Genomic DNA, 26059 nt, shown 5'->3' with positions numbered 1-26059 from the left:
CGCGTGCGAGTGGATCTTGGGCTGATACGGTGTCACGCGCCGTTCGCCAGGGGGACATGCCGGTGCGGGAGCCGGTCGTCGCGGCGACGGCACGTCCACGTTCCACGGGGGAAGGTCCATCACCATGTCCGCATCCGCACGCGTCCTTCGCGCCTGCCTCGCCACCGCTGCCGCCGCAGCCCTGCTGACCGCCTGCGGCTCCGACGGGGGCAGCGGCTCCGCGGGGTCCGCGTCGTCCACCACGGCGTCCGCCGCGCCCGCCACCACGGCGACGTCCGCCGGTACCTCCGCCGCCCCGCAGGCCGCGGGGACGCCGAGCACCGGTGCCTCCGCGGGCAAGGAGCCGTGCGGGCCGGCGGCCGGTGCCAAGTGGGTGTACGTCGAGGGCATCCAGACCGAGACCACCGGCCTCCTGCTCAACGGCAGCGCCCCCAAGGTCACCTGCCACGACGGTGCCACCGCGCCGACCGTCGAGCGGCAGCCGGACGCCCCCACCGACACCTACCCCCTGGCGTCCACCGCCAAGGTGCTGCTCCAGACCCCCGGCAAGCAGCCGGCACCCGCCGCGACCGCCGACGACCTCGCCAAGCTCTTCAAGGCCCACGGCGAGGGCAAGAACGCCTCCGGCGCGTTCGGCTGGCAGGGCAACGTCTTCACCGTCCGCACCGACGCCCACAACACCGTCGTCTTCATCGCACAGGGTCTGAGCGTCAACCCGTAAGCGGGCTCCGGACCGCCGCCCCTCCTCCGACGACCGGGGCGAGGGGCCGGCGGCGCACCCGCCCCGGCGCCGGCCGGAGCCCCGGAGCCGAATTGACCCTCCCCCTGCGTCAGGCCCCAGGCTGAGGTCGACGAAAGGACACGGGGATGAACCACTCCGTCGGACAGGTCGCGGCGTTCGCCGGGGTGACCGTCCGCACACTGCACCACTACGACCGGGCGGGACTGCTCTCGCCGAGCGGCCGCAGCGACGCCGGCTACCGCCTCTACGACGACGCCGACCTCGCCCGGCTCCAACAGATCCTCTTCTACCGGGAACTCGGGATCCCGCTCGACGGGATCGCCGCGATCCTCGCCGACCCGGACGCCAACGCCCTGCAGCACCTCCTGGACAGGCAGCGCCGGCTGGGCGAGGAGATCGCCAGGCTCCAGCGGCTCGCCGAGGTCGCGGAACAGGCGATCGCCGTCCAGCGGACCGGCGTCGCGATGACCCCGCAGGAACGCTTCGAGGTGTTCGGCGAGATCGCCTTCGACCTCAGCTACGCCACCGAGGCCCAGCAGAAGTGGGCGCACTCCGAGGGACAGCGCGAGTCCATGGCGCGCGCCGCCGCCCACAGCAAGGAGGACTGGCGCCGGCTCATGGCCGAAGCCGCCGCCTGGCGGACCGAACTGCTCGCCGCCTTCGACGACGGCGAACCGAGCGACGGCGAGCGGGCCGGCGACCTCGCCGAGGAGCACCGCCTGCACATCGCCCGCTGGTTCACCACCTGCCCACCCGAGATGCACCGCCGGATCGCCGACGACTTCGCCGCCGACCCGCGCGCCTTCGCCCTGGTCGTCCCGCCCTCCCAGCAGCGGCCGGGCCTCGCCGGGTACCTGCACGCCGCCGTCCACGCCAACGCCGACCGCCGCACCGCCGCCCGCTCCGACTCCGGCCGCTCCGACTCCGGCAGCTCCGACTCCGGCAGCTCCGACTCCGGGGGGACCCGATGAGGATCCTGATCGCCGCCGCCGGATCACGCGGTGACATCGCGCCCTACACCGGCCTCGGCGCCGAACTGCGCCGCGCCGGGTACGAGGTCGCCCTCGCCGCCGCCGACCCCTTCGCACCCCTCGTCCGCGCCGCCGGACTGGAGTTCCGCAGCCTGCCCGCCGACACCAAGGCGCGCCCCGGCACCGGCACTGCCCCGGACCGACGCGAACTGATGCGCACCGCCGCCGCGTTCGTCACCGAACTCGGCCAGGGCTTCGCCGAGGCCGTGGACGGCGGTGCGGACCTGCTCCTGCTGTCCGCCACCACGGCACCGCTCGGCTGGCACCTCGCCGAGGCCACCGGCATCCCGAGCCTCGGCGTGCACCTCCAACCCACCGCCCCCACCGGCGACTTCCCGCCGACCGTCCCCGGCGTCCGACCGCTCGGCCGCTTCGGCAACCGCATGACCGGACACCTCGCGCTCCGCGTCGCCGACCGCCTCTACGACCCCGCCGTCACGCAGCTGCGGCGCCGCCTCGGGCTGCCGCCGTGCTCCGCCGCCGCGATGCGCCGCCGGCAGGAGCGGGCGAACCGGCCCGTCCTGTACGGCTTCAGCACCGCCCTGGTGCGCCGCCCCGCCGACTGGCGCCCCGGTCTCGAGATCGCGGGAACCTGGTGGCCCCATGTCGACGCCGACGACCGACTGCCGCCAGAGGTAGAGGACTTCCTGCGGTCCGGCCCGCCGCCCGTGCTCGTCGGCTTCGGCAGCATGGCGTCCGGCGAGGGGGAGCGGCTGAGCGACCTCGCCGTCCGGGCGCTGCGCCGCGCCGGGCTGCGCGGCATCCTCCAGGCCGGCGCCGCCGGACTCGCGGCCGAGGGCGACGACGTGCTGACCGTCGGGGACCTCCCGCACGCCCTGCTGTTCCCGCGGCTGGCCGCGGTGGTCCACCACGCCGGGGCCGGCACCTCGGCCGCCGCACTGCGGGCCGGCGTGCCCGCGGTCACCGTGCCGGTCACCGCCGACCAGCCGTTCTGGGCCGGACGGCTGGCCGCGATCGGCGCCGCCGCCGACCCGATCCCCTTCCGGTCCCTCACGGCCGAAGCCCTGGCCGAGTCACTGCGCCGGGTCGTGCACCGGCCGGCGTACGCCCGGGCCGCCGCGGGGGCCGCCGAGCACATGGCGGGCGAGGACGGTGCGGGCCGCGTCCTGCTGGCCGTCCGGCAGCTGACGGACGGCTGACCGGAGCCGCGGTGGCGGGCGCTCCTCGGTGGCGGCCGTTCCCCGGTGGACGGACAATCCATCGTGGTCCTGGAGACACCGGAGGCGGCATGACAGACCCGCAGACCATCCTCGAACACGCCCGCCACGGCGCCGCACCGGCGAACTGGCGGGTCTTCACCAAGAAGCGGGGAAAGCTGTCCGGCCTGCTGCACGGGTCCTCGCGCGACCCCGACCCGCTGCTGGTGATCACTCCCGAGGGCGCCGTCGAGTACCGCGACGACCGGACGCCGCCGGACGTCGTGGGCTTCGCCGACCTCGACGGGGTGGAACTGAAGGTCCGCGGGCAGAGCTTCTCCGACAGCAGCACGGTGAGCATCGCCGTCTGGCTGGACCTCCGCTACCGCGGCGGAGGCAAGGCGAAGTGGCGGCCCACGGCCTTCGGCGACGACCTGCAGGCGATCCAGGGATTCCTGGAGGCCTACGGCGCCCACAAGGCCCTGCGCGGCGGCTGACACGACCGCACGGCCGGAGGCGCGCGCCAGGAGGCGTCCCGTGCGCCTCCGAGGACACGCGCTAGGGTTCCGGCCCGTGGATGCCGCTGATCTCGAGAGCCGGGCCCTGACCTTCTCCGGGTGGATTCCGCCGGAGCCGGTCTCGCTGCTGGTGGAGCGCGGCCGGCTCGACGACGAGTGGCCCTTCTGACGCACGCCGTCCCGCGGGGAGGTCCTGACGGCACGGCCGCCCGGGAGTCGCGGCAGTGCGATACTCGCGGACGAACGATCAGCAGCCGCCGTGGCCGGGCCGGCCGGCCCGCCGTCGACAGTGGAGCCATGGACCGTACCGCAACACCCCCAGCACCGGCCCGCCGCATCCGCAGGGCCGTCCTCGCCGGCCCAGCGGTCCTCGGTGCCGCGGTCGTGGCCTTCCTCGCGCAGCGGCCGCTCCACCACCACCGTGACGGGTGGCACGCCTGGCTCGGCACGATCAACGGCGTGGTGTTCCTCACCACGGCCGGACTGCCGCTGGCCGCGCTGGCCGTGTGGGCGCTGGCACGCCGCCGGAGTGCCACCGGCACCTCGCCGGGGTGGGCGCGGCGCAGCGCGCTGGCCGAGGTCGGCATCGCCTACGGGACGCTGCCGTGGGTGTGGATGATCATGCTGCCGGGCGCCGGGGCCGGCACCGCTCCCCGCCGGGTGAGCCTGGTGCCCCTGCGGGACCTGATCGAGGTCCTCGCCGGCAGCCCGGTCACGGCGACCGTCCAGGTCGTCGGCAACCTGCTGGTGTTCGCGGCGCTCGGCTACTTCGCCCCGATGCGGTTCGCGGCACTCGCGTCCGTGCCGCGGATCCTGGCGCTGGGGGCGGGCTGCTCCGTTCTGGTCGAGACGGCGCAGTACGTGCTGTGGCTGGACCGGGTGTCCTCCGTGGACGACGTCCTGCTGAACGCCGCCGGCGCCGGGCTGGCCGCCCTCGCCTCCCGCCGCCGGTGGCGTGCCGCCGACCCGGCACCGTCGGACCGGCCCCGACCGGCCCCGCTACCGGCACGCTGAACCACCCGGCACACCGCGCGGCTCGGTACCCTCAGACGCCCGACCGTAAGAGAGGACCCCGGCCCTCTCCCTTCGTCCCGTCAGAAGCGGCGGCGCCACCATCGTCCGGTCGACCTGAGGGTGACCACCAGCAGCAGGACGAAGACGAGGCTGCGCCACAGGTCGCCGGAGTCGCCCGACCGGCCGGTGTAGGCGAGGGCGCCGTAGAGGAACGCGGCGCCGTCGATGCCGAGCAGGATCAGCAGCATCCGGGTGTCGGGCGCGAGGGCCGCGAGGCCGCCGGCCGGATAGGCGGGGGCGCGGCGGCCGGGGTAGCCCGGGCTGCGGGAGGGCTTGAGGCGGGTCTCGCGCACCGCGGCCAGGAGGGCCCGCTGCGCCGCCCTGCGGTCCAGCCCGACGAGCGACACCGGTTCGAGGTTGCCGAGCAGCGCGCCGCCGTGGCCGGGGACGACCTCGACCGGGACGATGCGGCGGCGTTCGCCCGCAGGGTCGGTGCGCAGGAACGCGGACCACTGGGCGCGGGAGTCGGCGGACAGCCGGTAGTCCGGCGACAGGACGGCGATCAGGCGCTCGGCGTTCCCGAGGTCGCTGTCCTCGGCCAGCACCCGGTTGGTGCCGGGCAGTGCGTGGTCCCAGGCGCGGAGGCGGACGCTGTACCCGGCCGATTCGAGCTGCCAGCCGATCCATTCGGCCCAGGACAGGTCGTCCTCGGCGTACGAGACGAAGAAGTCGATCACGGTGTACCGGTCCGTTCCCCGCCGCGCGGCCGGCGGATGATGTGAGGTCAGGAGCGGCCGGGGAAGGGCGGATCCGGGTTCCGGGTGGCGCGCGGGTCCTGCAGGCCGTCGAGCAGCCGCCGGCGGGCGGTGGCCTCGTCCACGTCGTGGAGCGGGATGTGGATGCGCGGCCCGAGCAGCCCGTCCAGCTCGAAGTCCTCGACGAGGAGCGGGACGAGGAGCCGGCGCCGGCCGTCCGGGTCCAGGCGGAAGACCGCCGACCACTCCGCCGCGGTGAATCCGGAGCGCATGTACGCCTGGCTGAGCAGCAGGACGAGGCGCTGCGAGCCGGCCAGCGCGCGTTCCATGGCGAGGACGAAGTTGTCGCCGACGGCGAAGTCCAGGAACTGGACCACGACCGTGTGGCCGGCGTCCTCCAGCACCTTGGCCGTCCACTCGGCCCAGGCGCTGTCCGCCCGGGTGTAGCTGATGAAGAAGTCGGCCTTCGGCGGTACTCCGGTCGTCATCCGCGCTCTCCTCTCGTCCAGGTGCACACATCGGGTCGGTGCGGCTCGGTGCGGGTCGCCGGGGCCGCGCCGGTCAGCGGGTCAGCGGGTCAGCGGGTCTGCAGGTCGGTGTCGAGGACGACGGCCCTGTCGTTGCCGAGCATCCCCAGCCCGTAGGCGGGTACGGCGCCGATCGCGCCGGAGCCGAAGACGAGCGAGGCGTCCTGCACCTCGGACCGCACCGAGCCGTCCTCGGCGTTCAGCAGCACCACGCCGCGCGGCCCGTTGACCCCGACCAGGCCGGACCGCACCACGGCGGGCTTCGTCTCCTCGACCGGGATGCTCCAGACCGGCGCCGTCATGTCGGTGACGCGGTAGAGCGCCAGCCGCTTCCCGCCGTCGGTGGTGGCGAGGATCCTGCCACCGCCCTGGACGACGTCGGCGAGCCCCTTCGGCACGGGTCCCCGGGCGACGACCTTCCCCGTCCGCACGTCGTAGGCGAAGACCGCCCGGTCGGTGCTGTGGAGGATCCTGACCGGGCCGTCCGGGTACTCCTGCGGGTTCGGGAGCGGCGGCACGTCGACGGACCACCGCTGCCGACCGGTGACCAGCGAGAAGCCCTTGACGGTCATGCCGCTCGCCGGATCCACGTCGGGCTGCTCCAGCCGGACGCCGTACGGGGAGTACTCGGTGCCGCTGCGGGACGCCTCGCCGTGCCACAGCTCCTTGCCGGTGTCGCCGTCGAGGAGCGTGCTGCCGTGCAGCGAGACGAGGACGGTGTGCGGGTGCCCGTCCTCCTCGTCGGTGCCCTCGACGGCCTCCGCGCGGCCGGCCGAGTCGTCGTCGCGCCGCTCCGCGGGCACCCAGTCCTCGACGGGACTCCTCCAGAGCGAGCGGCCCGTCCGGGCCTCCAGGCACTCGACGAAGAAGTGGTTCTCCGCCTTGGTGAGCGCGCCGGCGGGAGTCACGGCCCGGGAGACGACGTAGACGTGGTTGCCGGCGGGGATCCGCGCGGTGCCCTGCGGGTCGTCCCGGGTGAAGGCCAGGGTGCCGTGGACGACGTCCACGACCGTCGTCCGGACGGGGTCGTCGGTCCAACACCCCGTCATCATGAGGCCGCCGGCCAGGAACTGCGTACTGATGACGGGGACGCCGCCGGTGCCGGGGCAGGGTGCCAGCGAGGTGAGGCGGTCCAGCGGCAGGACCGTCCCCGGCGCGGCGCCGGCGGACGCCGTCGTGGCACTCGCACCGGCACCGGCGGACGGAGCCGCGGCGGCACCGCTCGACGGTGCCGCCGCGGAGGCGAGGTCGCCGGAGCCGGACGGTGGCGATCCGCCGGAGGAGCAGGCGGCCGACAGCAGCAGCGCCAGCGGCAGGACGAGCAGCCGGCCGACGGCCCGGCTGCCGGGACGGCCTCCTGCGGCAGCCCGGCCGCCGCGTGCTTCGGATCGCACCATGCACCTCGCCTGTGTCCGTCGCCGGGCTGCCGCCGTCGCGGCGGTCGGCTCCCCGGGCTCGTGGGGCCGCACGCCGGAAGGGATCCGGGCACCGTGCGCGCGGCCGCGGTCTTTCCACGGGCTGCGCCGGGGGCGGCCGATCGGGACAGATCCTGCCACCGGTCCGGAGCACGGCAGGCGGGGATTTCGGACCGTACCGGTGCCCGCGGCCCGCCGTTCCCGAGGTCCCGGTGGTGCGCGCCCGGCGGCGGACCCGCCCCGACCCCGCCGCCCGGCGGACCGACGACCACGAACGGAACGGGCCCCCGGCGGCCGCACGCCGGGCGCGCGGCTCCCGACCGGACCGTGCAGCGGCGCACGGCGCGGCAGGGGAGCGCGCGGGCAGCGCAGAGGAGCGCGGTACCGGCGGGTGGGGGCCGGCCGGCGCCGTGCGGGGCCCGCAGCCGGATGCCGCGCCGTCTCCGTGCACCCGTTCGGAGGCGGCGACTTGGCCAGTTGCGCATCTGTTCACTTCTGCGTGTGGCAGCGCCCGGTGCCCCCGGGCCGATACGGTCCCCGGAGCGCGTCGCGGAGGCCGCCGACACCCACGAGCCCTCGTGCCCGGTCACAGGCCGGGCCTGTGACCTGCGTTGCTACAGTCGAACCAGTACGCGAACCCACGACACGGACGGTGACCCCCCATGCATGCCGGCGCCTCGCAGCAACCCTCCGTCGCCACGGTGCCGCTCTACCAGATCAAGGCGGAGTTCTTCAAAACCCTCGGCCACCCCGTGCGGATCCGGGTCCTCGAACTGCTCAGCCAGCGCGAGCACGCCGTCGCCGAACTCCTCACCGACGTCGGCGTGGAGGCCTCCAACCTCTCCCAGCAGCTCGCCGTGCTCCGCCGCGCCGGGGTGGTCACCTCCCGCCGCGACGGCGCCACCGTGATCTACCGGATCGCCAGCCCCGAGGTCGCCGAACTGCTCGCCGTCGCCCGGTCGATCCTGACCGACGTGATCACCGGCCGGGCGGAGCTGCTCGGCGACCTCCGCCCGGGCCCGCTCGGCTGACCGACCGTCGTCCGGGCCGTCCGGGGCGTCCGGGGCGGCGTCACACCTCCCGGCCGGTGCCGCGGGCGACGTCCGCGACCAGCCGGGCCGTGGCCGGGGCGGCGATCCCGTGGGCGGCGGCGGCCCGCAGCACGGCGCCGCCGATCGCGTCGAGTTCGAGCGGCCGGCCGGCCTCCGCGTCGCGCTGCATCGAGGACTTCATCGCGTGCGGCGAGCGGTCGAAGAAGGCGAGCACGTCCTCGGCCGTCACCGCGGTGCCCGCGGCCCGGGCGACACCGGTGATCTCCTCGACCACGGCGACGAGTTCCGGGCGCAGGTCGCTGCGGACCGTTCCGGCGTCCGCCCGGTACCGGGTGGTCAGCAGGGCGAACGGTGCCAGGAAGGCGAGCTTCTCCCACAGCATCGAGGTCTCGTCGGACCGCAGGGTCGCGCCCAGGCCCGCCCCGCGCAGGGCCTCGGCCAAGCCGTCCGCCGGTCCGGCGAGTTGGACGTCGGCGAACGGGCTGCCGTGGCGGATGCGCCCCGGAGCGGTGCGGGTCGCCTCGACCCTGATCGTGCCGGCGACCACCCGCGCCGCGGGGTGGCGTCCGCGCAGCACGGCGAGGTGGTCGAGTCCGTTGAGCAGCGGGACCACGGCGGCGCCGCCGAGGACCCCGGCCGGGACCCGGTCGAGCGCCGACTCCAAGGCGGTCTGCTTGACCGTCACGAAGAGGGCGTCCACCGGCTGCCGCAGCAGCGTGTCGGCCTCGACCGCGACGGTGAACTCCCCGAACCGGGCGCTCTCGACGTGCAGACCGTCCCTGCGCAGGACGGCCGCGGTGGACTCGCCGGCCAGGCAGACGACGCGGTGTCCGGCACGGGCGAGCAGCGCGCCGATCAAGCCTCCGACGCCGCCCGGTCCGAGGACGGCCACGGTCAGGGGGGTGGTGGTCACATGTGCTCCTGTGGTCTGCGGGTCCGGTGCGACCGAGTGCCGCGAAGTGCCCCACGGATCACCGCACTTCACGGCCGGCGCCGATGCGGCTCTCCGGGCGGGCGAATTGCGGCTCTCCGCGCGGGCGAATACGGGACCGTGCGGGTCGACACCCGCCGCCGCACCCGCCCGTCCGGATCGGGTGGAGACGGCGGCGGGTTGCCGCCCTGGGCCCTGCAGCGATGATCAAGCATGGCGAAAACCCAAGTCAATCCTCGGATTCGCTGCCACGAACCCAAGCGATACCTTGGGTCGCCGTGACACTCGACGACCTCCGCGTCTTCACCGCCGTCTGCCGGACGGGCTCGCTGAGCGCCGCCGCCCGGGACCTCTCCTGCACCCAGTCCGCCGTCAGCCAGCACGTGAAGCGGCTTGAGCGCGAGCTGGGCCTGAGCCTGCTCGAACGGCACACCCGCGGCGTACTGCCGACCGCGTACGGGCGCATGCTCGACGCGGCCGTCACCGAGGGACTGGGGTGCATCGACCACACCCTGCGGCGGCTGGAGGACGCGGCCCGCGCCGGTGTCGGCGCGGTTCGGGTCACCACGGGCGCCACCACCGTGCGGCACTTCATGGCCGCCGCCGTGGTCGACTTCCGGCGGCACTTCCCGCGGGCCAGCCTCGAGTTCCAGACCGAGACCGCCAGCCGCGGCTGCTTCGACGCCCTGGCCGCAGGCAGCGTCGACCTCGCCTGGATCACCCTCGGGCCCGCCGCCCGCGCCGTCGAGCAGCGCCCGGTGGTCGAACTCCCGTGGTCCCTCGCGGTCTCCGCCGCCGACCCGCTCGCCACGAGGACCGAGGTCTCGCCGGCCGACCTGCAGGACGCGCGGCTCATCGGACTCCCCGAGAACTCGACCGCGCGGCGCCAACTCGGCGCGTGGCTGGCCGAGTCCGGGATCCGGCCGGTCTTCGACACCAGCGTCACCGACTGGGACACCGCGATCCTCCTCGCCGAACTGGGCCTCGGCCACGCCGTCGTCCCGACCCTGCCCGCCTGGAGCGGCCCCGGCCACCCCGACCTGCGGCTGATCCCCGTCCCCGGACTGCCGGCCCTCACCGCGGGCTGGGCCGTCCGCCGCTGGGACGCCCTCTCACCGCTGGCGCTCGCCTTCGCCGAGACCGTCGAGCGGCACTGCGGCACCGCAACCCTCCCGCGACACCCGGCCGACCGGCTCACCCCGCCGGAACCCGGGCGCCGGTAGGCCGCTCCGGCCGGCTCCTTCCGCCCATGGCACACCGACCGGTGGCCTGTCCGGGATTCGCCGTACTCCGGCACGGGTTCGCCCGGGCCGTGCATGATCGGGCCATGGAGAGACCTGGGGGGACGTGGTGGGAACACCGCCGCGACCGCGAACTGGCCGCGCTCGTCGACGAGCTCGCGCTGTGGGGCCACGAGGACCTGGACGACCCGGGCGCCGGGGAGCTGGCCGCACTGATCCACCGGAGCGCCCGCGAGGCGGCCGGGCCGCACCCGGCCGACGCCGTGCCCGGCACGGCCGCACACCTGGAACTCGCCGCCGCCGCGGCTCGGGAGGCGGACGCCTTCCGCGGCTCGTTCCTGCCCCAGGTCGTCCGGAACCTCACCCGAGCCCGCAACCACCTCCGACACGCCCGCGCCACCCGCCCGGCGGACCAGCGGGGGTGACCCTCGGCGCCCCCGCCCGACCGTCCTGCCGTCCGGCCGCCACGGAAATCCGGGCACCGTGGAAGACCGGGCGCCACGGAAAACCGGGGGACACCCCCACGGTCGGTGCAGCAGGATGACGCGGTGACTCCCGCCCTGCTCGGCCTCGCCGCGAACCCGGCCCTTCCGCCCGCCCTGGTCGACCGACTGATCGCCGCAGCGGACGAGGAGCTTGCCCAGGAGCTGGCGCTGCGGCCGGACCTGAGCCGTACCCAGGTCCGCAGGCTCGCGGCTCGGTCCGAGGCGGCCGCCGTCGGGCTCGCCCGCGAGGGCCGGCTGCAACCGGCGGACACCGATCCGGTCGTGCAGCCGCTCGCCGCACTCGCCCTGCTCGACGAAGGAGCCGGACCGCCCCGATGGGCCCGCCACTTCGCCTCGCACCCGCGGGCGGAGCACCGGGAGAAGCTCGCTGCCTGCCCGGACCTCCCACCGGACGTGGCCCGCACCCTCGCGGACGACCCGGACCCCGCAGTCGTCGCCGAACTCGGCTCATGGGCCCCGGCGCACCTGGCCGCCGAACTCGCACGGCATCCGCACGCGCGGGTACGCCGGGCGGTCGCAGGCAACCGGTCGACCCCGCCCGACCTGCTGGCCGCGCTGCTCACCGGTGAAGGACTCCCGCCGGCCCGCTCCTGCCGGGTCTGCGACCAGGAGGACGTGCCCTTCGTCCACACCGCCGACTGCCCCCGCCGGGACTGTGCGCTGCTGCCCGGCGACGAATGCGACGGATCCCACCGGTCCGCCGTGCACGAGATCCAGTGGCAGGCACTGCACAACCCGGCCACCCCGGCAGCGGCGGCGGCCGCCTTCGCCGACCACCCCTCCGTGCTGCTGCGCAGCCTCGTCGCCGCCCGCGGAGGCCTGCCGCAGCAGACCTGCGCCCGGCTGGCCGGGGACCCGGTGCCGATGGTCCGTGCGGAACTCGCCCGGAACCCCGCGACCGGCGAGGCCCTGATCCGGCGGCTCGCCGAGGACCGCGTCCACGACGTCCGGCGGTCCCTCGCCCACCACCCGCACCTGCCGCTGGACGTCCTGGCCCGGCTCGCCCGCTCGACCCGGCTCGGTCCGGTGCTGCTCCCACGCGTCGCCGCGGCCACCCCCGCGGAGACCGCCGGTCTCGCCGCGGCGGCCGACCCGACGCTGCGGATGCTGGTCGCCCTGCGCCGCGACCTGCCGGACGCGGTCCGCGACGCGCTCGCGTGCGATCCCGACGCCAAGGTGCTGAAGGCGATCGCCCCGCACCCGGGCCTCACCGAGGCGCAACTGCTCGCCATGATCGGCCGTCACGGTCCCCGGGTGGCTGGGCAGGTCGCCGCCAACCCCGGTGCGACCGCGGCCGTCCTGGAGGCGCTGACCCGCCCGCCGGCCGCGGTCCGGAAGGCCCTGCGCGAGATCGCCCGGCACCCGAATTCACCGGTCCCCGCACTCCTCGCCTGTCTGGACGACCCCCGGGCCCGTCCCGTCGCCGCCGCACGTCCGGAACTCCCCGCCGGAGTCGTCGTCGGACTGCTGGCCGACGAGGACCCGGAGGTCGCGGCGGCAGCCGCCGCCAACCCCGCCCTGCCTGCCGACGCGATGAGGGCGCTGCTGCCCTGAGGCGCGTGGCGGGAGGCGGGCTCGGACGCGTGGCAGTGCGGTCCGGTCGCGTTCGGGCCGGGGGAGTCCGACGGTGCCGGGTGGCTGTTCGGGCTGCTGGTGGACGGCAGCGCCGAGGCCGTCCGCCGTGACGCCGAGGACCACTACGGCCGCGCCGTCGACCCGCAGGCCGTCGCCGCGGTGCTGGCGGGCGTCCCGCTGGACCGCCGGACGGTCGGTGCGCTCGACCCGGCCGCGGACTTCGCGGCCGTGGCCGAGCGGGCCCGCCGGACGGGCCACGCGGTGGCGGACGGCTGACCGTGGACCTCAGTCCCGGCCGGGGATACCGGGGCGCTGCCGGTCCTCCTCGGGTGTGCTCGGGCGCTCGCCGGGCTCGCAGTGGTAGCAGCGGTAGGTCCGCTCGTCCTTCCGGTACCACTGGTGGTCGCCGCAGTCCTTGGCGCCCTTGGGGAACATCCAGATGAGGGCGGCGGGCAGTGCGGCCCTGGCGTCGGTTCGCCACCGGTAGCGGCCGGTGCTGCTCAGAAGAACCACCCCGGGGTCTCGCGGTAGGCGGGCATCGGGTAGTCGCAGACGGAGCCGGCCGAGCGGTACTCGGCCGCCGTCCGGGCGGCGATCCCCGCGCCGGCGTGGTCGAGCGCGTCGGAGCCGACGACCGCGGTCAGCGCGATCGCCGCGTAGACCAGCGGTGCCGCGATCCGGCTCGGGGTGTCGATGACGAGGTGCATCACACCGATCGCGCACACCAGGCCGGCTCCGATCATCACCGAGACGACCACCCAGAAGACGGCGCCGAGCGAGGCCGGGATCCTGCACAGCAGGTACTCGTGCGGCGGCTCCACCCAGGTCCGCTCGTAGACGGCGGCGGCGACGAGGAGCACGCCGCCCATCGGGAGCAGCGCCCAGCGCCGGGAGACGGGTCGGGTCCGCTCGGTGGTGACGTGCAATGCGCTGTGCCTTCCGGTTCGGCGGGGCCGGAGGGAGCCCGCGCCGTTGATCCGGGAGAGCGTAGCGGACGGCGGTGAAGCGGCCGCGACCAGTGCCGATGCGCCGTCACCGGGTGCTGCCGGGCACGGCCGCGGGCGGGTGACGGGTCGTACCGGGGGCCGGGAGGCGAGGAGTCGGTACGGTCCACGCGGACGATCAACGGTGGACGGACGGGGGAGGGATGACGGCGGGACGTCGCAGACGGAGCACCTGGGGGCTCAGGGGCTTGGCGCTGACGGCGCTGCCGGCGTACCTGCCGGGGGTTCAGGCCTCGCACTCGGGCGGGCCGGTGGAGGCCGAGCGCCGGTTCGACCGCCCGGTGCTGCTGGTCGGGGCGGCGGTGGTGCTGACGGTGGCCCCGGTGGTGGTCGGGTTCGAGTTCCGCACCCGGTGGTCGCGGATCGGCTGCGCGGCCGCCCCGGTGGGGCTCGTCCTCGTCGGCACACCGGTCGTGTTCCTGGCGGTCACCCTCGGCGGGGACGGGAGGCCGGTCGACCGGAACGCCCACCCGGGCCACCCGGACCGGGTGCTGGCCGTGACCGACATCGCCTTCTCGATCGACCCGACCTACCGCGTGGAGCTCCTGACCGGCAGTGGCCGGTCCGCGCGCCACCGGGAGCCGGGGGTGTGGGACGAGCGCCACGGGCGCGGCTCCTTCACGTCGGCCGAGTGGTCGGGGCCGGACCGGATCACGGTGACCACGGAGAAGGAGGTCGCGGTCTTCACCCCGGACCCGGCCACCGGCCGGCCGGGCGAACCGGACGTCGTGCGCCGGTAGGGGCGTCGTCAAAGGTCGTGGGTGCCCCCCCCAGCCGCCCCCGGCGCCCCTGAACCGACCGTCCGAGCGCCCTTCGACGACACGTCCGAGACCGGCTCGGGCAGGATGGCCCGGTGAACCTCGACGTCGTGCTCGCCGGTGACCACGTCCGCCTTCCGGGGCCCGTCCTGGGTGCCGCCTCCGGCGGGGAGCGCATCGTCCCCGCGACGGCCGTGCGGGACGCCGATCCGCAGGCCGACCCGCCGGAGATCCGGACCGTCCTGGGCGAGACCATCTTCGTCCCGGCCGGCCGGCGGGCCGCACTGGAATCGTTCTGCACCGCCAACGGGATTCCCCGGCGGTCCAGGCCCGACGTGTGGGGCGACCTCCTCGAACCGTTCCTCGACACCGAGTTCACCCCCGGGCGCCGGGCCGCCACGCGGGCCCGGTTGCGTCTGGTCGGTCTCGGTGACGAGGAGGTGGCCGCGATCAGGGCGAGGGTCGCCCCGCTGATGCGCGCCTACAACGCCGTCCACCAGGACTGGCACCACCTCGGCCTCGCCGACCTCCTGGACGCCGCCACCGCCGCCCGGATCCCTGAGCACCGGCCGGTCGGGTCCACCGGCGCGGACGCGTTCCGCACCTGGGCCATGGAGATCGCGGACCTCGGCTTCCCCGGCCCGGGGCATTGAGCCCGACAGGCTCTGCATCCTCCTCTCCGCGGCCGGCCGAACCCCGCCGGTCGAGCCGTCGCTGCTCCGCGGCCGCGCCTTCCCGGCGGCCCCGGCCACCTCGACGCTGTTCTTCGCCACCATGAAACGGCCCCATGATCACCGTGGTGCTGCACCCGGAACTCGGCCTGCGCCGCGGCCCGCTCGGCACGGCGCTCGTCGCGGGCGTCCACCTGGCCGGCGACGGCGCGGGGCGGTCCGCGGCCCTCGGTGCGCAGTACGCCCCGGGGACGGCGGGTGCGCTGCTGGCCGCGACCACGGTCGCCGCCCGGCTGATGACCGCAGGCGGTCGTGCGGACGCGGCGGAGGGACCCCGCTGATGGCGTGCCGACGGTGACCGCCGGCACCCGTGCCGTGCGGCGGCCGGAGGGGACCGTACGGGTTTTGCCGCCGCCACAGCGGTTAGCCGCCCTCAGAGGGGTGCACCGCTCCTCGCCCGAGCCAGAGGAGGAGCCGGCCGATGAAGGTCTCCGACTACGTACTGCAACGCCTCCGGGAATGGGAGGTGGAGTACGTCTTCGCCTACCCCGGCGACGGAATCAACGGGATCCTCGCCGCCTGGGGCCGGGCCGAGGACCGGCCGCGGTTCGTCCAGGCCCGGCACGAGGAGATGGCCGCCTTCGAGGCCGTCGGCTACGCGAAGTTCTCCGGCCGGACGGGCGTGTGCGCGGCCACCTCCGGCCCCGGCGCCATCCACCTGCTGAACGGCCTGTACGACGCCCGGCTCGACCACGTGCCCGTGGTGGCGATCGTCGGCCAGACCGACCGCAGCGCGATGGGCGGTTCCTACCAGCAGGAGGTCGACCTGCTGAGCCTCTACAAGGACGTGGCCTCCGAGTTCTGCGAGATGGTCACCGTTCCCGAGCAGCTGCCGAACGTGCTCGACCGGGCGATGCGGGTGGCCGCGGCGCGGCGCACCGTCACCGCCGTGATCATCCCGGCCGACGTGCAGGAGCTGGACTGGGAACCGCCCGCGCACGCCTTCAAGCAGGTGCCCTCCAGCCTCGGTCTCGGCCGCTGGGCGCCGATCCCCGCCGAGGAGGACCTCGCCCGGGCGGCGGAGATCCTCAACGCCGGCGAGAAGGTCGCGATGCTGGTGGGGCAGGGCGCCCGGCACGCCCGCGCCGAGGTCGAGGAGACCGCCGAACTGCTCGGCGCCGGCGTCGCCAAGGCCCTGCTCGGCAAGGACGTGCTGCCGGACACCCTGGTGTACGTCACCGGCTCGATCGGCCTGCTCGGCACCCGCCCGTCCTACGAGCTGATGCGGGACTGCGACACCCTGCTGGTGGTCGGCTCCAGCTTCCCGTACACCCAGTTCCTGCCGGAGTTCGACCAGGCCAGGGCGGTGCAGATCGAACTCGACCCGTCGATGGTCGGCCTGCGCTACCCCTTCGAGGCCAACCTGGTCGGCGACGCCGCCGAGACGCTGCGCCGGCTGATCCCCATGCTGGAGCGCAAGGAGGACCGCAGCTGGCGCAAGACCGTCGAGGAGAACACCGCCCGCTGGTGGGAGGTGATGCAGCGCCGGGCCGAGGTGTCCGCCGACCCGCTCAACCCGGAGCACGTGGTGCACGCCCTCGACGCCCTGCTGCCCGAGGACGCGATCGTCGCCGCCGACTCTGGCTCCGCCGCCAACTGGTACGCCCGGCACCTGCGGATGCGCGGCACCATGCGCGGCTCGCTCTCCGGCACCCTCGCCACCATGGGCCCCGGTGTGCCGTACGCGATCGGCGCGAAGTTCGCCCATCCCGACCGGCCGGCGATCGCGATCGTCGGCGACGGCGCCATGCAGATGAACGGCCTCGCCGAGCTGATCACCGCCGCCAAGTACTACCAGGAGTGGTCGGACCCGCGGCTGGTCGTCGCCGTCCTCAACAACCACGACCTCAACCAGGTCACCTGGGAGATGCGCGCCATGCAGGGCGCCCCCCAGTTCGAGGCCTCGCAGAGCATCCCGGACGTCCGCTACGCCGACATCGCGGTGCTGCTCGGCCTGCACGGCGTGCGCGTCGAGCAGCCCGAGGACGTGGAACCGGTGTGGCGTCAGGCCCTCGCCGCCGACCGGCCGTTCGTCATCGACTTCCGCACCGACCCCGCCGTCCCGCCGATCCCGCCGCACGCCAGCTGGGACCAGATCACGTCCGCCGCCTCCGCCGTACTGCACGGCGACAGCGACCGCGCGGCCGTGGTGAAGCAGGGCGTCAAGGCCAAGATCCAGGAGTTCCTGCCCGGCCGGGGGAAGGGGTGAATCCGGTGCGCACCCGCCGAACGGACCCGCCGTCCGCCCTGGCGCGGCTGGTGGCGAACGTGCGGCACGGCCGCTTCGAACGGTCGCTGTCGCTGCTGACCTCCGCGGGCGCGCTGATCACCGCTGCGGAGATCTACCTGGAGCACGACCGGGCCGGCTTCGGCAACCGGATGATGTGGTGGCCCGTGGCGCTGGGGCCGCTCGGCGCCGCGGCCGGCATCGCCGGCTTCCGCAGCGAACGCGCCGCGCACACCGTGCTGCCGGTGGTCTCCGCGGCCGTCGTCGCCAACGGGCTGCAGGGCACCTGGCTGCACGTCCGCGGCATCGCGCAGAAGCCCGGCGGCTGGTCGATGGCCCGCTTCAACATCGAGACCGGGCCGCCGCCGCTCGCCCCGCTGCTGGTCACCATGGTCGGCGGCATGGGCCTGCTCGCCTCCGTGCTGCGCCGGGAGACCGCCGTGCCCCACCGGAAGAGGTGAGCCGTGGGAAGACAGCACCTGCCGACCGGCCGCCGCGTCCCGTCGGGGGAGAGCGGCCGCCGCTTCCCGGACTTCGACGTCCTCGACCAGGTCCCCGACTGGGACCCGGCCACCGCCGCCACCGTCGTCGGCCGCCTCGCCCGCCAGCCGGACCTGCGGTTCTTCACCCCCGCCGAGGAGGCCGCCGCCGGCGCCCTGTTCGACCGGCTGCTCGCCCAGGACGGCCCGCCCGGCGCCCCGAAGGTGCCCGTGCTGCAGATGGTCGACGCCCGGCTCGCCGAGGCGCAGACCGACGGCTGGCGCTACACCGACATGCCCGAGGACGGCGACGCCTGGCGGGCCACCCTCGCCGCCCTCGACGAGGACGCCGCGGAGCGGCACGGCGCCGCCTCCTTCGCCGACCTCGACACCGGGCAGCAGAAGGAGCTGGTCCAGGCCGTCCAGGACCTGCACGGCAAACCCTGGCACGGCCTGCCCGCCCAGCACGTGTGGAGCCTGTGGACCCGCTACGCCTGCACCGCCTTCTACGCCCACCCCTGGGCCTGGAACGAGATCGGCTTCCCCGGCCCGGCCTACCCGCGCGGCTACCAGCGCCTCGGCATCGGCCTGCGCGAGCCCTTCGAGGCGGCGGACGCGGACCCCGTCGACCCGACGGACCCCCGTGACGGAAGGAGCACCGGATGAGCGGCGCCGTACGCAGCCGGCTCCGCGAGGCCGCCGGCACCCTGCGCCTCACCGCCTCCTCGCAGAAGGCGGTCCGCGAACGCAACGCCTCCGCCTGGCTGCTGCCCGAGGACGGCGCCCGCTTCGACCACCGGCTGGTCGAGCACATGCGGCGCTTCGACGACACCGAGGAGGTCGACCTCGTGGTGGTCGGCTGCGGCGCGGGCGGCGCCACCCTCACCCAGCGGATGGCGCACGCCGGCTGGTCCGTGGTCTGCCTGGAGGCCGGGCCGTTCTGGGACCCGGACACCCACTGGGTCAGCGACGAGGCCGGCTCCCACCATCTGTACTGGACCGAACCGCGGGTCATCTCCGGCACCGACCCCGTCCCGATGGGCTCCAACAACTCCGGCCGCGGCGTGGGCGGTTCGACCGTGCACTTCGCCGGTTTCGTGCCGCGCTTCCACCCCTCCGACTTCTCCACCCGCACCGACGACGGCGTCGGCGCCGACTGGCCGATCCGCTACGAGGAGCTGCGGCCCTCCTACGAACGGATCGAGCAGGAGCTGCCGGTCGCCGGCCAGTACTGGCCCTGGGGCGACCCGCACCCCTACCCGCACGCCCCGCACCCGGTCGGCGGCAACGGCGAGGTCCTGCTGCGCGGCGCCGACGCCCTCGGGCTGAACGCCCGGGTCGGCCCGGTCGCCATCACCAACGGCCGCTTCGGCAACCGCCCGCACTGCATCTACCGCGGCTTCTGCCTGCAGGGCTGCAAGGTCAACGCCAAGGCCTCCACCCTGATCACCCACGTGCCCGACGCGCTCGCGCACGGCGCCGAGATCCGCACCGAGGCGATGGCCGTCGCCGTCGAGACCGACCCGCAGGGCCGCCGCGCGATCGGCGTGCGCTACCTGCGCAACGGCCGCGAACACCTGCAGCGGGCCCGCACGGTGGCGGTGGCCGGCTACTCGGTCGAGACCCCCCGGCTGCTGCTCAACTCCGCCAACCGCCGCTTCCCCGACGGCCTGTGCAACGACCACGACCAGGTCGGCCGCTACCTGATGGTCCAGGGCGCCCCGCAGACCGCCGGACGCTTCACCGAGGAGATCCGCTCGTACAAGGCACCCCCGCCGGAGGTCTCCTGCGAGGACTTCTACGAGACCGACCCCGCCGCCGACTTCAAGCGCGGCTACGCGATCCAGACCATCTCGCCCCTGCCGATCACCTGGGCCGAGCACGTCGCCGCCCAGGGCCACTGGGGGCACGACCTGCGCCGCTACATGCAGGACTACATCCACTGGGGCACCCTCGGCGCGCTCTGCGAACTGCTGCCGCTGCCCGGCAACCGGGTCACCCTCTCCGGGGAGAAGGACCGCCACGGCCTGCCGGTCGCCGACTTCGCCTACAGCCAGTGCGACAACGACCGGGCCGTCATCAGGGCCGCCCGCGCCACCATGGAGCGGATCCTGGAGGCGGCCGGCGCCACCGAGGTCATCACCATCGAGCGCTACGCCCACCTGGTCGGCGGCTGCCGGATGGCCGCCCGTCCCGAGGACGGCGTCGTCGACGGCGACCTGCGCAGCTTCGCCGTCCCCAACCTGATGATCACCGACGGCAGCGTGCTGCCCACCCAGGGCTCCGCCAACCCGGCGCTGACCATCATGGCGCTGGTCGACCGCGCCGCGCAGCGGCTGGCCGCCGGTGCGCGCGGCGGCCCGGCGGAGCGGAGCCGGCCGTGAACGGCGTCGGGCCGGCGCTGGACGGCCTCGACGTCCAGGTGCTGGAGATCCCGACCGACGGCCCCGAGGCCGACGGCACCTTCGCCTGGGACAGCACCACCATGGTCCTCGTGACGGCCCGGGCGGGGGAGGCCACCGGCCTCGGCTGGACGTACGGCGCCCCCGCCACCGCGCAGGCCGTCACCGGGCTGCTCGCCCCCGCCGTCACCGGCCGCCCGGCGCTGGACGTGCCCGCCGCCAACGAGGCGATGGCCCGGGCCGTCCGCAACGCCGGCCGCCCCGGCCTGGTCGCGGGCGCCGTCTCCGCCGTCGACATCGCCCTGTGGGACCTCAAGGCCCGGCTGCTCGACCTCCCGCTGGTGCGCCTGCTCGGCGCCGCCCGCGACGAGGTGCCCGTCTACGGCAGCGGCGGCTTCACCACCTACTCCGACCACCGGCTCGCCGAACAGCTCACCGGCTGGTCCCGGCAGGGCCTCACCCGATTCAAGATCAAGATCGGGGAGGGGTGGGGCGGCGACGAGCAACGTGACCTGCGGCGCACCGAACGGGCCCGCACCCTGATCGGCGAGGACGCCGAACTGTACGTCGACGCCAACGGCGCCTACACCCGCAAACAGGCCGTCCGGATCGGCCGCACCCTCGCCGGACTCGGCGTCACCTGGTACGAGGAGCCCGTCTCCTCCGACGACCTCACCGGCCTCGCCCTCGTCCGTGACACCGTCACCGCCGACGTCGCCGCCGGCGAGTACGGCTACGACCTGCCGTACTTCGCCCGGATGGCGCCGACCGTCGACTGCCTGCAGGCCGACGCCACCCGCTGCGGCGGCCTCACCGTCTGGCTGCGCGCGGCCGCCCTCGCCGAGGCGCACGGCCTCCAGCTCTCCGGGCACTGCGCCCCGCACGTGCACGCCCACGCCGCCGCCGCGATCCCCAACCTCCGCCACCTGGAGTGGTTCCACGACCACGTCCGGATCGAGCACCTCCTCTTCGACGGCGCCCTCGACCCCGCCGGCGGCAGCATCCACCCCGGCGACGACGGCGCCCCCGGCCTCGGACTGACCCTCAGACCGCAGGAGGCCGAACGCTTCCGCACCCGCTGAACCCCGCAGAGAGGACCCATGGCCCCGAGCGGCAACGCCCCCGCCCCGCACGCCCTGCGCGACTACGCCCTGCTCGCCGACGGCGAACGCGGCGCCCTCGTCGGCCCGCGCGGCGACATCGTCTGGATGTGCGCACCCCGCTGGGACGGCGACGCCGTCCTCACCGCCCTGATCGGCGGCACCGGCCACTACACCGTCACCCCCGCCGAACCCTTCGTCTGGGGCGGCTACTACGAGGGCGGCGGCCTGATCTGGCGCAGCCGCTGGACGACCACCACCGGCATCGTCGAATGCCGCGAGGCCCTCGCCCACCCCGGCGACCCGCACCGCGCCGTGCTGCTGCGCCGGATCCTCGCCGTCGACGGGGACGCCCGCGTCGACGTCCACCTGGAGCCGGCGGCCGGCTTCGGCGCCCACCCGCTGCACGGCCTGCGCCGCGACGACGCCGGCCGCTGGACGGCCCGGACGGGCGAGCTCCACCTGCGCTGGACCGGCGCCCCCGGTGCCCGGCCCGCCGGCCCGGACGGCACCGCCCTCACCACCGCGGTACGCCTGGACGCCGGCGCCCACCACGACCTGGTGCTGGAGGTCTCCGACCGGCCGCTGCCGCCGCCGGACCCGGCCGACGTGCTCTGGCGCGGCACCGAGGAGTCCTGGGCCGACTGCGTCCCCGACCTGCCGCACGTCCTCGGCCGCCGCGACGCCCGGCACGCCGTCGCCGTGCTGCGCGGCCTCACCGGCAACGGCGGAGGCACCGTCGCCGCCGCCACCACCAGCCTCCCCGAACGGGCCGAACAGGGCCGCAACTACGACTACCGGTACGTCTGGATCCGCGACCAGTGCTACATCGGCCAGGCCGCCGCGGCCGCAGGAACGCATCCGCTGCTCGACGGCTCCGTCCGCTTCGTCACCGCCCGGCTGCTGGCCGACGGGCCGGCCCTCGCCCCCGCCTACACCCCCGCCGGGACGGCCGTCCCCGACCAGCGCACCCTCGACCTGCCCGGCTACCCCGGCGGCTCCGACGTCGTCGGCAACCACGTCAACCGGCAGTTCCAGCTGGACGCCTTCGGTGAGAGCCTGCTGCTGTTCGCCGCCGCCGCCCGGCAGGGCCGCCTCGACACCGACGGCCGGCGGGCCGCCCTGGTCGCCGCCGAGGCCGTCGAGGCGCGCCACGGCGAGCCGGACGCCGGAATCTGGGAACTCCACACCGACCGCTGGGCGCACAGCCGGCTGATCTGCGCGGCCGGACTGCGCGCCGTCGCCGCGGCCCCGGGCACCGACAGCGGCCGCGCCGCCCGCTGGGAGGCGCTCGCGGACCGGATCACCGCCGACACCGCCGCCGACAGCCTGCACCCCACCGGCCGCTGGCAGCGCACCCCCACCGATCCCGCGGTGGACGCCGCGCTGCTGCTGCCCGCCGTCCGCGGCGCCCTGCCCGCCGACGACCCGCGCACCACGGCCACCCTGCGGGCCGTCCGCGCCGACCTCGTCCAGGACCACTACCTCTACCGGTTCCGCCACGACCGCCGCCCGCTGGAGGACGCCGAGGGCGCCTTCCTGCTGTGCGGCTTCGTGCTGGCCCTCGCCGAGCACCAACAGGGCGACGCGGTGGAGGCCGTGCGCTGGTTCGAACGCAACCGCGCCGCCTGCGGGCCCGCCGGGCTGTACGCCGAGGAGTTCGACGTCGCCCAGCGCCAGCTGCGCGGCAACCTGCCGCAGGCCTTCGTCCACGCGCTGCTGCTGGAGGCCTCCGTCCGTCTCGCACAACCCGTCTGACGGCGCATCATTCACCGGATCCGCACATCCCGACCGTGTGGACGCCCGACCGGCGGGCAGACGCGGGGCCCACCACGGTGCGCTGCGCCGGCCCGGCGAAGGGACTTGCCACAGATGGAAGGCGTCACCGCCCGCATGCCCATGCGGCTGATCACCGGGGCCGACTCGGTCCACGACCTGAACGTCGACTGCCACTACCGCACCGACGACCCCTACGCCGTCCACCTGGACTTCCACGGCTTCGACCCCGAGGCCACCTGGGTCGTCTCCCGCGACCTGCTGCTCGACGGGCTCCGCGGCCCGGCCGGCGACGGCGACGTCCGCGTCGAACCCTGCTGCGACACCGACGTGTTCATCGCGCTGGGCCGGCACGCCGACGTGGCCCTGCTGCACACCCCGGTGGGCCACCTGACCCGCTTCCTCGCCGTCACCACCGAACTGGTGCCGGTCGGATCCGAGGCCGCCCGGATCGACTGGGACGGCTGCATCACCGCGCTGCTCTCCGCCTGAGTCCGCGGGGACGGCGGACGAGGTGTCCCCGGCGCCGCCCCGGGTAGCCGCCGCACGGAAGGGGGACCGCCACAGAGAGGACCGGCACACCATGACCGAGTACGGCTACTTCCTGTCGTGCGAGGAGTTCACGCCCGCCGAACTGATCGACCAGGCCCGACGAGCCCAGCGGGCCGGATTCACCCGGCTGGCCATCTCCGACCACTTCCACCCGTGGAACGACGCCCAGGGCAACAGCCCGTTCGTCTGGTCGATGATCGGCGCACTGTCGCAGGCCGTGGACCTGCCGGTCACCACCCTGGTGACCTGCCCGACCGTCCGGCTGCACCCGGCCGTCACCGCGCAGGCCGCGGCCACCTCCAGCGTGCTGCTGGGCGGGCGGTTCGCCCTGGGCGTCGGCACCGGCGAGGCGCTGAACGAGCACGTCCTCGGCGACCGCTGGCCGTCCTTCGACGACCGGGCGGCCATGCTGGAGGAGGCCGTCGAGGTGATGCGGGCGCTCTTCACCGGCCGCCAGGTCAGCCACCGCGGCCGCCACTACACGGTCGACAACGCCCGGCTCTACACCGCGCCGGACGGCCCGCTGCCGATCCACGTCTCGGGCTTCGGCCCGAACGCCGCCGAACTGGCCGGCCGGATCGGCGACGGCTTCGTCACCATGACCCCCGACGCCGACCTGGTCGACGCCTTCCGCGCGGGCGGCGGCACGGGCAAACCGGTCCTCGGCGGCGTGAAGGTCTGCTGGAGCAGCAACCGCGAGAAGGCCGTCGACACCGTCCACCGGCTCTGGCCCACCGAACTGCTGCCCGGTGAACTCGCCCAGCTGCTGCCCACCCCCGCGCACTTCGAGCAGGCCGGTGAGCTCGTCACCCGCGACATGATCGACGAGGCGGTGACCTGCGGCGACGACGCCCAGCAGCACATCGACACGGTGCGCGCCTACGCCCGCGCAGGCTTCGACGAGGTGTACGTCGGCCAGATCGGCCCCGACCAGGAGGTCTTCTTCGACGCCTACCGCGAACTCGTGCTGCCCGCCCTGCGCTCCTGACCGCAGCCCGCGGCCACCCCCGTTTGTCCCGCCGCCGACCGGGGAGCCGCACGGTATGACAGAGCACCGACCCGCCCCACGGACCGTGGTGATCACCGGCGCGAGCGGAGGCATCGGCCGCGCCTGCGCGGCCGCCTTCGCCGCCCGCGGCGACCGGCTCGCGCTGATCGCCCGCGGCCGCGCAGGCCTCGACGGGGCCGTGCACCAGGCCGAACGGGCCGGCGCCGCGAAGGCGATCGCGATCGAGGCCGACGTCGCCGACCCCGACGCCGTCGAGGCCGCCGCCCGGCGCGCCGAGGAGGAGCTCGGACCGATCGACGTCTGGGTCAACGACGCCTTCTCCTCCGTCTTCGCCCCCTTCACCGAGATCACCCCCGAGGAGTTCCGCCGCGTCACCGAGGTCTCCTACCTCGGCTACGTCTACGCCACCGGCGCCGCACTGCGCCGGATGCTGCCCCGCGGCCGCGGCACCGTCGTCCAGGTCGGCTCCGCGATCGCCTACCGCGGCATCCCGCTGCAGACCGCCTACAGCGGCGCCAAGCACGCCATCCAGGGCTGGCACGAGGCACTGCGCTGCGAACTCCTCGCCTCCGGCACCGCCGTGCGGACCACCATGGTGCAGATGCCCGCGGTCAACACCCCGCAGTTCGACTGGGTGCGCTCCCGGCTGCCCCGACGGGCGCAGCCCGTACCCCCGATCTACCAGCCCGAGATCGCCGCCCGCGCGGTGCTGTACGCCGCCGACCACCCCGCCCGCCGCGAGTACTGGGTCGGCGCCAGCACCGTCGCCACCCTGATCGCCAACGCCGTGGCACCCGGCCTGCTGGACCGCTACCTCGCCCGGACGGGCTTCGACTCCCAGCAGACCGACGAACCGCGGCCCGCCGACGGGCCGGACAACCTGTTCGAGCCCGCCGACCGCGACACGGACTTCGGCGCGCACGGCCGCTTCGACCGGAAGGCCCGCGCCCGCAGCCGCCAGCAGCAGGCCGCGCACGCCCTCGGCAACCTCGGCGCAGCCGCCGCCCGCACCGCCGGACGGGTGATCCCCGGCCTGCGGCCGGCGCCGCCCGTCCCGCGCACCGCCACGGAAGCAGGGCCCGGCGCATGACGGCCGCGACCCGGCCGCGGCGCGCCTCCGCCCGCCGTACGACAGGAGTGACCACCATGGGATCCGTCCCGACGCCCCCCGACCCGGACGTCACCCCCGTGCCGCCCGACCCGCCCCCGCCGCCCGGCTCGCCGACCCCGCCGCCCGAGCCGCCCCGCCCGGGCACGTCCCCCGAGGAGCCGGACACCGAACCCGATCCGGACGAGCCCGTCGAGCCGCCGGACTGACCGCCGCCCAGGCCGCCGCCCGGAGAGCCGACCCACGGAGGACCCCATCGACGGAAGGACGCCGCGGGTGGTCGCGGGCGCGGCCGAGATCGCCGGGTGGTGGGGCGCGCTCACGGGCCTGACGGTGCTGCTGATCAGCACCGTGTCGCCGGTCGAACTGCTGGTCGCCGCCGCCGCCGCACTCGGCGCGGCCTGCGCCGCCCGCGCCATGCGCCGCGCCGCGGGCCTCCGGTGGCGCGG

29 protein-coding genes are annotated in these 26059 nt (G+C 75.3%); 23 read left to right on the top strand and 6 right to left on the bottom strand.

Annotated elements, in window-relative coordinates; all coding sequences use genetic code 11:
* Positions 1-124: 124 nt before the first annotated feature.
* The 5 genes from AB0O09_RS23155 (at position 125) to AB0O09_RS23135 (ending at position 4462) form a co-directional block, all read left to right on the top strand.
* Positions 125-721, top strand: coding sequence for a hypothetical protein (locus AB0O09_RS23155; protein WP_363543982.1), 597 nt, complete (start codon positions 125-127; stop codon positions 719-721).
* Positions 722-867: 146 nt separating this feature from the next.
* Positions 868-1713, top strand: a complete 846-nt coding sequence (locus AB0O09_RS23150) for a MerR family transcriptional regulator (RefSeq protein WP_363543979.1) — start codon at positions 868-870, stop codon at positions 1711-1713.
* A complete protein-coding gene (locus AB0O09_RS23145; protein ID WP_363543976.1) occupies positions 1710-2933 on the top strand; it encodes a glycosyltransferase in 1224 nt (407 codons plus the stop codon). The genes AB0O09_RS23150 and AB0O09_RS23145 overlap by 4 nt, the downstream gene beginning before the upstream one ends.
* Positions 2934-3022: 89 nt before the next feature.
* Positions 3023-3427 carry a hypothetical protein gene (locus AB0O09_RS23140; RefSeq protein ID WP_363543974.1) on the top strand — a complete coding sequence of 135 codons (405 nt, stop codon included), beginning with the start codon at positions 3023-3025 and terminating at the stop codon, positions 3425-3427.
* A 318-nt stretch (positions 3428-3745) separates the two neighbouring features.
* Complete coding sequence (locus AB0O09_RS23135) at positions 3746-4462, top strand: VanZ family protein (RefSeq protein ID WP_363543973.1); 717 nt, start codon at positions 3746-3748, stop codon at positions 4460-4462.
* Positions 4463-4542: 80 nt separating this feature from the next.
* Here the strand turns inward: AB0O09_RS23135 and AB0O09_RS23130 are convergent, their stop codons facing one another.
* The 3 genes from AB0O09_RS23130 to AB0O09_RS23120 all read right to left on the bottom strand — a co-directional run bounded on the left by AB0O09_RS23130 (position 4543) and on the right by AB0O09_RS23120 (position 7141).
* A complete protein-coding gene (locus AB0O09_RS23130; RefSeq protein ID WP_363543971.1) occupies positions 4543-5199 on the bottom strand; it encodes a toll/interleukin-1 receptor domain-containing protein in 657 nt (218 codons plus the stop codon).
* A 47-nt stretch (positions 5200-5246) separates the two neighbouring features.
* Entirely contained in the window at positions 5247-5705 is a 459-nt protein-coding gene (locus tag AB0O09_RS23125; RefSeq protein ID WP_363543969.1) for a toll/interleukin-1 receptor domain-containing protein, read from the bottom strand.
* A gap of 89 nt (positions 5706-5794) precedes the next feature.
* Positions 5795-7141, bottom strand: coding sequence for a PQQ-binding-like beta-propeller repeat protein (locus AB0O09_RS23120; protein ID WP_363543968.1), 1347 nt, complete (start codon positions 7139-7141; stop codon positions 5795-5797).
* Between the two features lie 680 nt (positions 7142-7821).
* Between AB0O09_RS23120 and AB0O09_RS23115 the strand changes: the two genes are divergently transcribed.
* On the top strand, positions 7822-8190 hold the full coding sequence (locus AB0O09_RS23115) for a metalloregulator ArsR/SmtB family transcription factor (protein WP_363543967.1): 369 nt from the start codon (positions 7822-7824) through the stop codon (positions 8188-8190).
* Positions 8191-8230: 40 nt separating this feature from the next.
* Here AB0O09_RS23115 and AB0O09_RS23110 read toward each other — a convergent pair whose 3' ends face one another.
* A complete protein-coding gene (locus tag AB0O09_RS23110; RefSeq protein ID WP_363543964.1) occupies positions 8231-9124 on the bottom strand; it encodes a 2-dehydropantoate 2-reductase in 894 nt (297 codons plus the stop codon).
* A gap of 296 nt (positions 9125-9420) precedes the next feature.
* On the opposite strand from AB0O09_RS23110, the gene AB0O09_RS23105 reads away from it, so the two are divergent.
* From AB0O09_RS23105 to AB0O09_RS23090, 4 genes are all read left to right on the top strand, one after another.
* Positions 9421-10365, top strand: a complete 945-nt coding sequence (locus AB0O09_RS23105; RefSeq protein WP_363543963.1) for a LysR family transcriptional regulator — start codon at positions 9421-9423, stop codon at positions 10363-10365.
* A 104-nt stretch (positions 10366-10469) separates the two neighbouring features.
* A complete protein-coding gene (locus tag AB0O09_RS23100) occupies positions 10470-10808 on the top strand; it encodes a hypothetical protein (RefSeq protein ID WP_363543960.1) in 339 nt (112 codons plus the stop codon).
* A 123-nt stretch (positions 10809-10931) separates the two neighbouring features.
* Entirely contained in the window at positions 10932-12443 is a 1512-nt protein-coding gene (locus tag AB0O09_RS23095; RefSeq protein ID WP_363543957.1) for a hypothetical protein, read from the top strand.
* Positions 12444-12542: 99 nt separating this feature from the next.
* Positions 12543-12740 (top strand): hypothetical protein, encoded by a 198-nt coding sequence (locus tag AB0O09_RS23090; RefSeq protein ID WP_363543955.1) that lies wholly within the window; start codon positions 12543-12545, stop codon positions 12738-12740.
* A gap of 9 nt (positions 12741-12749) precedes the next feature.
* Here AB0O09_RS23090 and AB0O09_RS23085 read toward each other — a convergent pair whose 3' ends face one another.
* Together AB0O09_RS23085 and AB0O09_RS23080 are read right to left on the bottom strand one after the other, a co-directional pair.
* Positions 12750-12977 carry a hypothetical protein gene (locus tag AB0O09_RS23085; RefSeq protein WP_363543953.1) on the bottom strand — a complete coding sequence of 76 codons (228 nt, stop codon included), beginning with the start codon at positions 12975-12977 and terminating at the stop codon, positions 12750-12752.
* Positions 12965-13390 carry a hypothetical protein gene (locus AB0O09_RS23080; RefSeq protein ID WP_363543950.1) on the bottom strand — a complete coding sequence of 142 codons (426 nt, stop codon included), beginning with the start codon at positions 13388-13390 and terminating at the stop codon, positions 12965-12967. The genes AB0O09_RS23085 and AB0O09_RS23080 overlap by 13 nt, the downstream gene beginning before the upstream one ends.
* Positions 13391-13656: 266 nt before the next feature.
* Between AB0O09_RS23080 and AB0O09_RS23075 the strand changes: the two genes are divergently transcribed.
* The 13 genes from AB0O09_RS23075 to AB0O09_RS23015 all read left to right on the top strand — a co-directional run bounded on the left by AB0O09_RS23075 (position 13657) and on the right by AB0O09_RS23015 (position 25819).
* Positions 13657-14208, top strand: coding sequence for a hypothetical protein (locus tag AB0O09_RS23075; RefSeq protein WP_363543949.1), 552 nt, complete (start codon positions 13657-13659; stop codon positions 14206-14208).
* Positions 14209-14321: 113 nt separating this feature from the next.
* Positions 14322-14879: a hypothetical protein gene (locus AB0O09_RS23070; protein WP_363543947.1), complete on the top strand. Its 558-nt coding sequence runs from the start codon at positions 14322-14324 to the stop codon at positions 14877-14879.
* A 134-nt stretch (positions 14880-15013) separates the two neighbouring features.
* Entirely contained in the window at positions 15014-15238 is a 225-nt protein-coding gene (locus AB0O09_RS23065) for a hypothetical protein (RefSeq protein WP_363543946.1), read from the top strand.
* Positions 15239-15378: 140 nt separating this feature from the next.
* Complete coding sequence (locus AB0O09_RS23060) at positions 15379-17166, top strand: thiamine pyrophosphate-requiring protein (RefSeq protein ID WP_363543943.1); 1788 nt, start codon at positions 15379-15381, stop codon at positions 17164-17166.
* Between the two features lie 5 nt (positions 17167-17171).
* Positions 17172-17645 carry a hypothetical protein gene (locus tag AB0O09_RS23055; RefSeq protein ID WP_363543940.1) on the top strand — a complete coding sequence of 158 codons (474 nt, stop codon included), beginning with the start codon at positions 17172-17174 and terminating at the stop codon, positions 17643-17645.
* 3 nt (positions 17646-17648) lie between these two features.
* A complete protein-coding gene (locus AB0O09_RS23050) occupies positions 17649-18329 on the top strand; it encodes a gluconate 2-dehydrogenase subunit 3 family protein (RefSeq protein WP_363543938.1) in 681 nt (226 codons plus the stop codon).
* Entirely contained in the window at positions 18326-20047 is a 1722-nt protein-coding gene (locus AB0O09_RS23045) for a GMC family oxidoreductase (RefSeq protein ID WP_363543935.1), read from the top strand. The genes AB0O09_RS23050 and AB0O09_RS23045 overlap by 4 nt, the downstream gene beginning before the upstream one ends.
* Positions 20044-21147: an enolase C-terminal domain-like protein gene (locus AB0O09_RS23040; RefSeq protein ID WP_363543932.1), complete on the top strand. Its 1104-nt coding sequence runs from the start codon at positions 20044-20046 to the stop codon at positions 21145-21147. The genes AB0O09_RS23045 and AB0O09_RS23040 overlap by 4 nt, the downstream gene beginning before the upstream one ends.
* 18 nt (positions 21148-21165) lie before the next feature.
* Positions 21166-22923 (top strand): glycoside hydrolase family 15 protein, encoded by a 1758-nt coding sequence (locus AB0O09_RS23035; RefSeq protein WP_363543929.1) that lies wholly within the window; start codon positions 21166-21168, stop codon positions 22921-22923.
* 114 nt (positions 22924-23037) lie between these two features.
* Positions 23038-23433, top strand: a complete 396-nt coding sequence (locus AB0O09_RS23030; protein WP_363543927.1) for an SsgA family sporulation/cell division regulator — start codon at positions 23038-23040, stop codon at positions 23431-23433.
* Positions 23434-23524: 91 nt separating this feature from the next.
* Entirely contained in the window at positions 23525-24481 is a 957-nt protein-coding gene (locus AB0O09_RS23025) for a TIGR03557 family F420-dependent LLM class oxidoreductase (protein ID WP_363543925.1), read from the top strand.
* A gap of 55 nt (positions 24482-24536) precedes the next feature.
* The gene (locus AB0O09_RS23020; protein ID WP_363543924.1) at positions 24537-25592 is read left to right on the top strand and encodes an SDR family oxidoreductase; all 1056 of its coding nucleotides are present in this window, start codon (positions 24537-24539) and stop codon (positions 25590-25592) included.
* 56 nt (positions 25593-25648) lie between these two features.
* A complete protein-coding gene (locus AB0O09_RS23015; RefSeq protein WP_363543923.1) occupies positions 25649-25819 on the top strand; it encodes a hypothetical protein in 171 nt (56 codons plus the stop codon).
* Positions 25820-26059: the final 240 nt, after the last annotated feature.

It is taken from the genome of Kitasatospora sp. NPDC093679, assembly GCF_040683455.1.
In the GTDB taxonomy this organism is placed as follows: domain Bacteria; phylum Actinomycetota; class Actinomycetes; order Streptomycetales; family Streptomycetaceae; genus Kitasatospora; species Kitasatospora arboriphila.
Note: the sequence above shows the minus strand (reverse complement) of the source record. Positions and strands in the feature narration are given on the sequence as shown.

Bases quoted from the DNA above. Each gene is read 5' to 3' on its own strand.
- AB0O09_RS23155 (WP_363543982.1), top strand. From the start codon at position 125: ATGTCCGCATCCGCACGCGTCCTTCGCGCCTGCCTCGCCACCGCTGCC.
- AB0O09_RS23150 (WP_363543979.1), top strand. From the start codon at position 868: ATGAACCACTCCGTCGGACAGGTCGCGGCGTTCGCCGGGGTGACCGTC.
- AB0O09_RS23145 (WP_363543976.1), top strand. From the start codon at position 1,710: ATGAGGATCCTGATCGCCGCCGCCGGATCACGCGGTGACATCGCGCCC.
- AB0O09_RS23140 (WP_363543974.1), top strand. From the start codon at position 3,023: ATGACAGACCCGCAGACCATCCTCGAACACGCCCGCCACGGCGCCGCA.
- AB0O09_RS23135 (WP_363543973.1), top strand. From the start codon at position 3,746: ATGGACCGTACCGCAACACCCCCAGCACCGGCCCGCCGCATCCGCAGG.
- AB0O09_RS23125 (WP_363543969.1), bottom strand. From the start codon at position 5,705: ATGACGACCGGAGTACCGCCGAAGGCCGACTTCTTCATCAGCTACACC.
- AB0O09_RS23120 (WP_363543968.1), bottom strand. From the start codon at position 7,141: ATGGTGCGATCCGAAGCACGCGGCGGCCGGGCTGCCGCAGGAGGCCGT.
- AB0O09_RS23115 (WP_363543967.1), top strand. From the start codon at position 7,822: ATGCATGCCGGCGCCTCGCAGCAACCCTCCGTCGCCACGGTGCCGCTC.
- AB0O09_RS23100 (WP_363543960.1), top strand. From the start codon at position 10,470: ATGGAGAGACCTGGGGGGACGTGGTGGGAACACCGCCGCGACCGCGAA.
- AB0O09_RS23065 (WP_363543946.1), top strand. From the start codon at position 15,014: ATGATCACCGTGGTGCTGCACCCGGAACTCGGCCTGCGCCGCGGCCCG.
- AB0O09_RS23060 (WP_363543943.1), top strand. From the start codon at position 15,379: ATGAAGGTCTCCGACTACGTACTGCAACGCCTCCGGGAATGGGAGGTG.
- AB0O09_RS23045 (WP_363543935.1), top strand. From the start codon at position 18,326: ATGAGCGGCGCCGTACGCAGCCGGCTCCGCGAGGCCGCCGGCACCCTG.
- AB0O09_RS23035 (WP_363543929.1), top strand. From the start codon at position 21,166: ATGGCCCCGAGCGGCAACGCCCCCGCCCCGCACGCCCTGCGCGACTAC.
- AB0O09_RS23030 (WP_363543927.1), top strand. From the start codon at position 23,038: ATGGAAGGCGTCACCGCCCGCATGCCCATGCGGCTGATCACCGGGGCC.
- AB0O09_RS23025 (WP_363543925.1), top strand. From the start codon at position 23,525: ATGACCGAGTACGGCTACTTCCTGTCGTGCGAGGAGTTCACGCCCGCC.
- AB0O09_RS23020 (WP_363543924.1), top strand. From the start codon at position 24,537: ATGACAGAGCACCGACCCGCCCCACGGACCGTGGTGATCACCGGCGCG.
- AB0O09_RS23015 (WP_363543923.1), top strand. From the start codon at position 25,649: ATGGGATCCGTCCCGACGCCCCCCGACCCGGACGTCACCCCCGTGCCG.